Here is a 6,155-nt window from a genome sequence, read left to right on the forward strand (position 1 = left end):
GCGCCCCCCGGAGGGGGAGCTGGTGGACGCGTTCGGCGCGGACGGGTCCGCCGAGCTGGTGGAGGCGTACGCGCGACGGCTGCCCGGACTGGTGATCGGGCGGCTCGTCGGGCTGGATCCCGCCGACGTCCCCCCGGCGGTGCACGGCGGTTACCGGGCCGAGGAGTTGCTCTTCCGCCCCCTGTCGCCGCCGGAGCAGGCGGCCGCCGCGGAGGACGTCGTCGCGCTCCAGCACCTGCTCGACGGCTACGTCCGCGACCGCCGGGCCCACCCCCGCGAGGACCTGTGCTCGGACCTGGTGGCCGCCCTGGCCCCGGGGGAAGGCGAGTTGACCCTCGAACAGCGTCACGAGCTGGTGGCCAACCTGCAGAACCTGCTGATCGCCGGATTCCTGACGACGAGCGCGCTGCTCTCCACCGCCCTGCTGCACCTGCTCTCCGACCGGGAACAGTGGCTCCTGCTGTGCTCCGACCCGACGGTGATCGGCGCCGCGGTGGAGGAATGCGCCCGCTTCGACACGGCCATCCAGGGCTTTCGCCGGGTCACGACCCGGCCCGTGACCCTGGGCGGGACGAAACTGCCGGCCGGGGCCACCGTCCTCGTGGCCTACGCCTCCGCCAACCGCGACGAGCACCGCCACGCGCGGGCCGACCGGTTCGACATCCGCCGGCCCGAGGACCGGCGCCACCTCGCCTTCGGCCACGGGCCGCACAACTGCCCGGGCTCCCGCCTGGCGCGCGCTCAACTCCACCTGACACTGGAGCTGTTCTCGCAGGCCCTGCCCGGTCTGCGGCTGGACCCGGACCGCCCGCCGCCGTCCATGCGCCCCACCCTCATCCACCGGTCGCCCGAGGCGCTGCACGTCACCTGGTGAGCGCCGCGCCGCGCCGCGGGCGCGCGTGGGGTCGGGGCCGGCCGGAGTCGAACCGGCGTCCTCGCGATTTTGGAGACCGCGCGCGTCGACCTCTGCGCTACGGCCCCGACCGGCCCATCCTAGTGGCGGACGCTCCCGGGGTGGGTGCGGTCGGAACCAGCGGTCAGAACCAGTGGAGGCAGTGCGGCGGGCGCTCGCCGCGGAAGAGGGCGTCGGCGAGGGCCGCCGCGCCCGGGCGGTGGGCCCGGACGTGTCCGGCCCGTACGAGCGTGCTCGCCGTCGTGCCGCCGAGGTAGATCGAGGCGAGGTCGCTGACGTCCAGGGACAGGTCGGGCTCCCGGCCCGTCGGGACGCACGTGGCCTTGCCGTCCCGGACGGTCAGCAGGTGGCGGCCGTGCTCGCCGAGGAAGGGGTCGTCGACGTCGAGGACGAGCTCGCCGTCCGTGAACCAGCCGCGCGACGTCAGCGCACGCGGCACGTCCAGCAGCCGCACCCACAACCCGTCGGTGTCGTGGCTCACCTGGCCGGCACGGAAGTCCGCCAGCTGCCAGCGCAGCGGGTGTTCGGGCGGGAGGTTCCTGAACACGATCTGGTCGACCAGGTCGTGCCCGAGCAGGAACCGGGTCAGGGCCGTGGCGGCGGCGTCGCCGACGGCGATGCTCTCGTCGACCGTCAAGGTGCGGGACTCCACCGAGTAGCTGGCGTACCCGTCCGGGACACCGCCGGCGTCCCGGTGGACGGCGACGTGGCGCGGTGCCCGGGAGACCGGGGGCTGTCCCGCGCCCAGCGCCCACCACCGGTGCGGCCGGGACAGCGCGCCCGGCTGGGCGCGGCGGTACCGGTCGTAGACCTGCTCCAGGACCTCGCCGCACGCGGCGCGGCGCAGCAGTTCGACCGACCCGGTCTCCGACCCGGTCTCCGGGCCGGCCGCTCCGCCCGCCCGCGGGTGGACGAGCGCCGCCCGGAGGCGCGGCACCGTCAGCCGCTGCGCGTAGGTGGCCGGTCCGTAGCCGAACCTGCGGTAGATCAGGGCCTCGGAGGCCAGCAGTACGGAGACGAACTCGCCCCGCGCCCGCAGCTCGCCGAGCTGATGCCGCATCATCGCGCCGAGCACGCCCCGGCGCCGGTGCGAGGGGAGGACGCCGACGGCCGTCACCCCGGCGGTCGGGACGAGGACCCCGCCGGGGAGGGTGAGTTCGAAGGAGTACGCACCACAGGTGCCGACGGGTTTCCCCTCTGCCGTGGTGGCGAGCAGGCCGCGGTCCATTTCGAGCGCCGCCCACCAGACTCCGCCGCCGTCGACCGGGGTTTCCGGGAAGAGCGCGAAGGCGGCATGGAGCGTGTCGACGAAGACGTCACGGTCCTGGTCGGTCGTGGGACGGATCTCCATCGCTGCCGCTGCCTTCCGTGGACGCCGGCACCGCGTCGTGCGGTGCCACGCCACCATGCAGCGAAGACCCGTGCCCGGGTCAACCGAATTTGACCCCGGCCGTCATCCGGCCGGCCGTCCTCAGGTGACCGGCTGCGTGCTCCCGTCGGGCAGCGCGCAGTAGTAGCCGTCGTAGGGGCGTGCCTGGACCTGTCCGCCGGCGTCCGTGCACTCCTGCCGGGTCATGTTCGGAGAAGCGGCGGCCTGAGCGCTGACGGCGCCGACGGCGCTCATGCCCGCAAGGGTCGCCGCGGCCAGGGCGAGGCCGAGCATTCTTCGCATGCGCATGACTTCCTCCTGTCGGTGGCCCCCGATCGGCCTGGGGGGAGAGGAGGACGAGTCGCAGGCCGAAATCGGGGCCCTGCTTCCCAGCATGGGCGATGCCCGGGAGGCCCGCGCGGCGAACCGCACCCCGGGCGAATTCGCGATCGGCGAGGCGGAGCGCATCATGGCCCTCGGCACCACCAGCCGGGAGGAGTGAGCAGACGTGCGGATCGGTGACGTGGCACGGAGGTCCGGGGTCAGCGCCCGCATGCTCAGGCACTACGAATCGCTGGGCCTGGTGAGCCCGACGGGCCGTACCGGGGCCGGCTACCGCGAGTACTCCGGCGAGGACGTCCGGCGGATCTTCCACATCGAGAGCCTCCGGTCACTGGGGCTTTCGCTGCGCGAAGTCGGCTCCGCGCTCGACGATCCCGGCTTCAAGCCCTCGGAACTCGTCGCGGACCTCATCCGGCAGACCCGCGAACGCCTCGCGGCCGAGACGGCGCTGCTCACGCGGCTGCACCGGATCGGTGCCGCGGAACCCGCCGCCTGGGAAGACGTCCTGCAGATCGTGGCACTCCTCCAGGCCCTGGGGTCGGAGAGCGCCGGGAAGCGCCAGCGCGCGGCCCTGTCCTCGGTCGCCGAGGGCCCCGTACCGGTGGAAGCGCTGGTGGAGGCGGCGCTGAGCGAGTCCGACCCGCACGTGTCCGGAGCCCTGCGCTGGGCCCTGGCCAGCAAGCCGGGCGACGCCGGTGCGGCCCTGCTGGCCGAGGGCCTGGGCTCACCGGCGGCCGAGGTGCGTCTGCGGGCGGTCCGGGCCATCGCCGAGATGGAGGGCGGTGAAGCCACGACGCTGCTGTACGAGGCGCTCGCGCACGCCGACATCGCGGTCCGCAGGCACGCCGCGCTCGCCCTCGGGGCGCGGGGAGCGGCCGACGCGGCCGAGACGCTCATCGACATGATCGTCGAGGGGGCGAACGACGTCGATGCGGCCGATGCGCTGGGCGTGATCGCGGGCCGTCCCGCGGCGGCGGACCGGATCGCCGCCGGGCTCGTGCACCGCCTCGCCCACGCCGGTTCGGCCCCCTCCGTACGCCGGCGGCTGGCGCAGGCGCTCGCGGACATCCCGGGCGCCGTGGCGGCACGCGCCCTCGCGGACCTGTCCGATGACGAAGACCGTGCCGTCGCGCTCACCGCTGCGTACGTCCTCGGGATGCGCAAGGCACGAGAGGACGCGCCGTGAAGACGGACCCTACGAGGTGCCGGTGCCGGTGCCCGCGGCGCCGGCCAGGGTGCGCAGTTCGGTGGCGGCTTCCGTCCGGCGGGGGTTGTTGAGCCGGACGAGGGCGTCGTGGGCGGTCGTCAGGGCTGCGTGCGCCTCGTCGTGGCGGGAGAGGTGGCGCAGGACGATGCCGAGGTCGAGCCGGGCGGGTTCGCCCCAGGCGGGCATCCGGGCCGCCTCGAAGCGGGCCAGTGCGTGGCGCAGCGGTGCTTCGGCTTCGCTCCACCGGCCGAGGGCCGCCAGGTCGTTGCCGATGTGCTGGCGGGCCGAGGCGAGGTAGAGGCCGATCAGTTCGTGCGGCTTGCCCGGGATGCCGACGCGGCAGAGGGCCTCGCTGCGCCGGTGGATGGCCAGTGCCTCGGCGGCGCGCCCGGCCTGGCGCAGCAACTGGCCCAGCATGTTGAGGGAGGTGAGTTCCGCGAGGCGGCCCGGGGTGCAGGTCTGGCCCGCGAGGTGGCCGACCGCCTCCCGGAGCCGGCCGATGGCCTCGTCGGTCCGGCCGAGCCGGTGCAGTGCCCCTGCCGCATAGCCCATGGCCCAGCCGACCTGGAGCCGGTCGTCCACTTCGCGGGCGACGTCCAGTGCCGCCTCGGCGGTGGTGAGTGCGGCGGCGTGGTCGTAGAGGCACATGCCGTAGGCCCAGGCGAGGTAGTTCAGGTGGACGGCCTCGTCGCGCCGGCTGCCCAGGGCGCGGGCGGAGTCGACGGCGCGCTGGAACACCTCCGCCCACAGCTCCCAGTGCAGGGTCCGGTCCGAGAACCAGTGCATGGCCTCGGCCGCGTCCACGACCTGCCGGTGGTCGCCGGACGCCTGGGCCCGGCGCAGGGCGTCCAGCCACTGGGCCCGTTCGCCCTCCAGCCAGGCGTGGGCCTGCTCGGGGCCGGCGGGCGCGGTGGCCGGGTCGGGATCGCCGTCGGGTGCGCCGCGGCCGGAAGGGCTGCGGTCGCAGGGGCTGTGGCCGGCGTCGAAGTGGAGGGCGGCGGCCGTGGCCCGGCGCAGTGCCCATCGGGCCGCCCGGTCCCGGGCGGCGGCGATCTCCTGCGGCCCGTCCTCCTCGGCGAGTTGCTCGGCGGCGTACAGGGCGAGCAGGTCGTGGTAGCGGTAGCGGTCGGCCGTGGGGTGGGGCTGGAGCAGTCCGGCGTCGGTGAGTTCCTGGGCGCAGCGGGCGGCCCGGTGCCTCGGCAGGCCGGCCAGCAGGGCGGCGGTCTCGGGGCTGAAATCGGGGCCGGCGGCGAGGCGGGCGCGGCGGAAGACGGTGCGGGTCTGCGGGCCGAGCCGGTGGTAGGACGTTGCGAACGCCGCCCGGACCTCCAGGGAGCCGGCCCGCAGGGCGTCCAGCCGGCCGCCCTGCTCGGCGAGTTGGGTGACGAGCTTGGCGATGTGTTCGGCGGGCCGTGCGGCGAGGCGCTGGCCCGCGATGCGTACGGCCAGCGGGAGGTGGCCGCAGAGTTCGGCGAGGTCGCGGGCGGCCTGGCCCTCCTGCCCGACCCGCTCGGGGCCGATGATGCGGGTGAGCAGTTCGACCGCTTCCTCGCGGCGCAGCAGCGCCAGTTCGGTGCGGTGCACCGATTCGAGGCCGGCCAGGCTCCGGCGGCTGGTGACGACGGTGAGCGAGGGGCCCCGGCCGGGCAGCAGGGGGCGTACCTGCTCCTCGTCGGCGGCGTTGTCCAGCAGGAGCAGTGCGCGCCGGTCGCGCAGGACGGACCGCAGCAGGCCGCTGCGGTCCTCGGTGGCGGAGGGCACGGCGCCGGCCGGGACCCCGAGGGCGCGCAGCAGGCGGGCGAGCGCGTCGCGGGGGAGGGCCGGCTGCGGGTCCGTGCCGCGCAGGTCGAGGGCGAACTGCCCGTCGGGGAAGTGCGGGGCGAGGGCGTGGGCGGCGTGCACGGCGAAGGAGGTCTTGCCCAGGCCCGGTTGCCCGCTGATCACGGCGACCGAGGGATGGGCCGGGTCGGGATGTTCGGCCAGCGCCGCCAGCCGGGCAAGGGCCGGGCCGCGGGCGGTGAAGTCGCGCAGGTCGCGGGGCAGCGCCAGCGTGTGGTGCGGGGCGGGAGTCGGCGCCGGCCCGCCCGCCGGGGCGGCGGCCCGGCGCGTGCGGGTCCGGCCCAGGCCGGCTGACCGTTCCAGCTCCTCGCCACCGGCCGCGTCCAGGCCCAGCGCCGCGGCCAGGGCCCCCACGGTGCGGCGTTGCGGCCCCCGGGACCGACCGCGTTCCATGTCCGACAGGGCCCGTACGCTCACCCCCGCGGCGTGGGCGGGCCCCGGCCGGGGGTGGCCGGCCGGCCCGGGGGCACGCGGCCGGGGCGCCC

General features: G+C 75.8%; 6 protein-coding genes and 1 tRNA gene. 3 read left to right on the forward strand and 4 right to left on the reverse strand.

The features are described from left to right. Window positions 1-874: cytochrome P450 (locus ACFXA3_RS32145; RefSeq protein WP_385192557.1), on the forward strand; the 874-nt coding region annotated here is incomplete at its 5' end. 32 nt (window positions 875-906) lie between these two features. On the opposite strand, the gene ACFXA3_RS32150 is transcribed toward ACFXA3_RS32145, so the two are convergent. The 3 genes from ACFXA3_RS32150 to ACFXA3_RS32160 all read right to left on the reverse strand — a co-directional run bounded on the left by ACFXA3_RS32150 (window position 907) and on the right by ACFXA3_RS32160 (window position 2,591). Then, window positions 907-981 (reverse strand) — tRNA-Trp (locus ACFXA3_RS32150). A 56-nt stretch (window positions 982-1,037) separates the two neighbouring features. Beyond that, window positions 1,038-2,264 (reverse strand): GNAT family N-acetyltransferase, encoded by a 1,227-nt coding sequence (locus ACFXA3_RS32155; protein WP_385192559.1) that lies wholly within the window; start codon window positions 2,262-2,264, stop codon window positions 1,038-1,040. Window positions 2,265-2,384: 120 nt separating this feature from the next. Beyond that, on the reverse strand, window positions 2,385-2,591 hold the full coding sequence (locus ACFXA3_RS32160) for a hypothetical protein (RefSeq protein ID WP_385192562.1): 207 nt from the start codon (window positions 2,589-2,591) through the stop codon (window positions 2,385-2,387). Here ACFXA3_RS32160 and ACFXA3_RS32165 point away from each other — a divergent pair. Both ACFXA3_RS32165 and ACFXA3_RS32170 read left to right on the forward strand, forming a co-directional pair. Continuing rightward, complete coding sequence (locus tag ACFXA3_RS32165) at window positions 2,584-2,784, forward strand: hypothetical protein (protein ID WP_385192564.1); 201 nt, start codon at window positions 2,584-2,586, stop codon at window positions 2,782-2,784. The genes ACFXA3_RS32160 and ACFXA3_RS32165 overlap by 8 nt on opposite strands. Before the next feature lie 6 nt (window positions 2,785-2,790). Beyond that, window positions 2,791-3,810, forward strand: coding sequence for a HEAT repeat domain-containing protein (locus ACFXA3_RS32170; protein WP_385192566.1), 1,020 nt, complete (start codon window positions 2,791-2,793; stop codon window positions 3,808-3,810). 9 nt (window positions 3,811-3,819) lie between these two features. On the opposite strand, the gene ACFXA3_RS32175 is transcribed toward ACFXA3_RS32170, so the two are convergent. Continuing rightward, window positions 3,820-6,155, reverse strand: a 2,336-nt coding sequence (locus ACFXA3_RS32175) for an NB-ARC domain-containing protein (protein WP_385192569.1), incomplete at its 5' end; no start/stop codon positions are given.

Source organism: Streptomyces sp. NPDC059456 (assembly GCF_042750055.1).
Classification (GTDB): Bacteria; Actinomycetota; Actinomycetes; order Streptomycetales; family Streptomycetaceae; genus Streptomyces.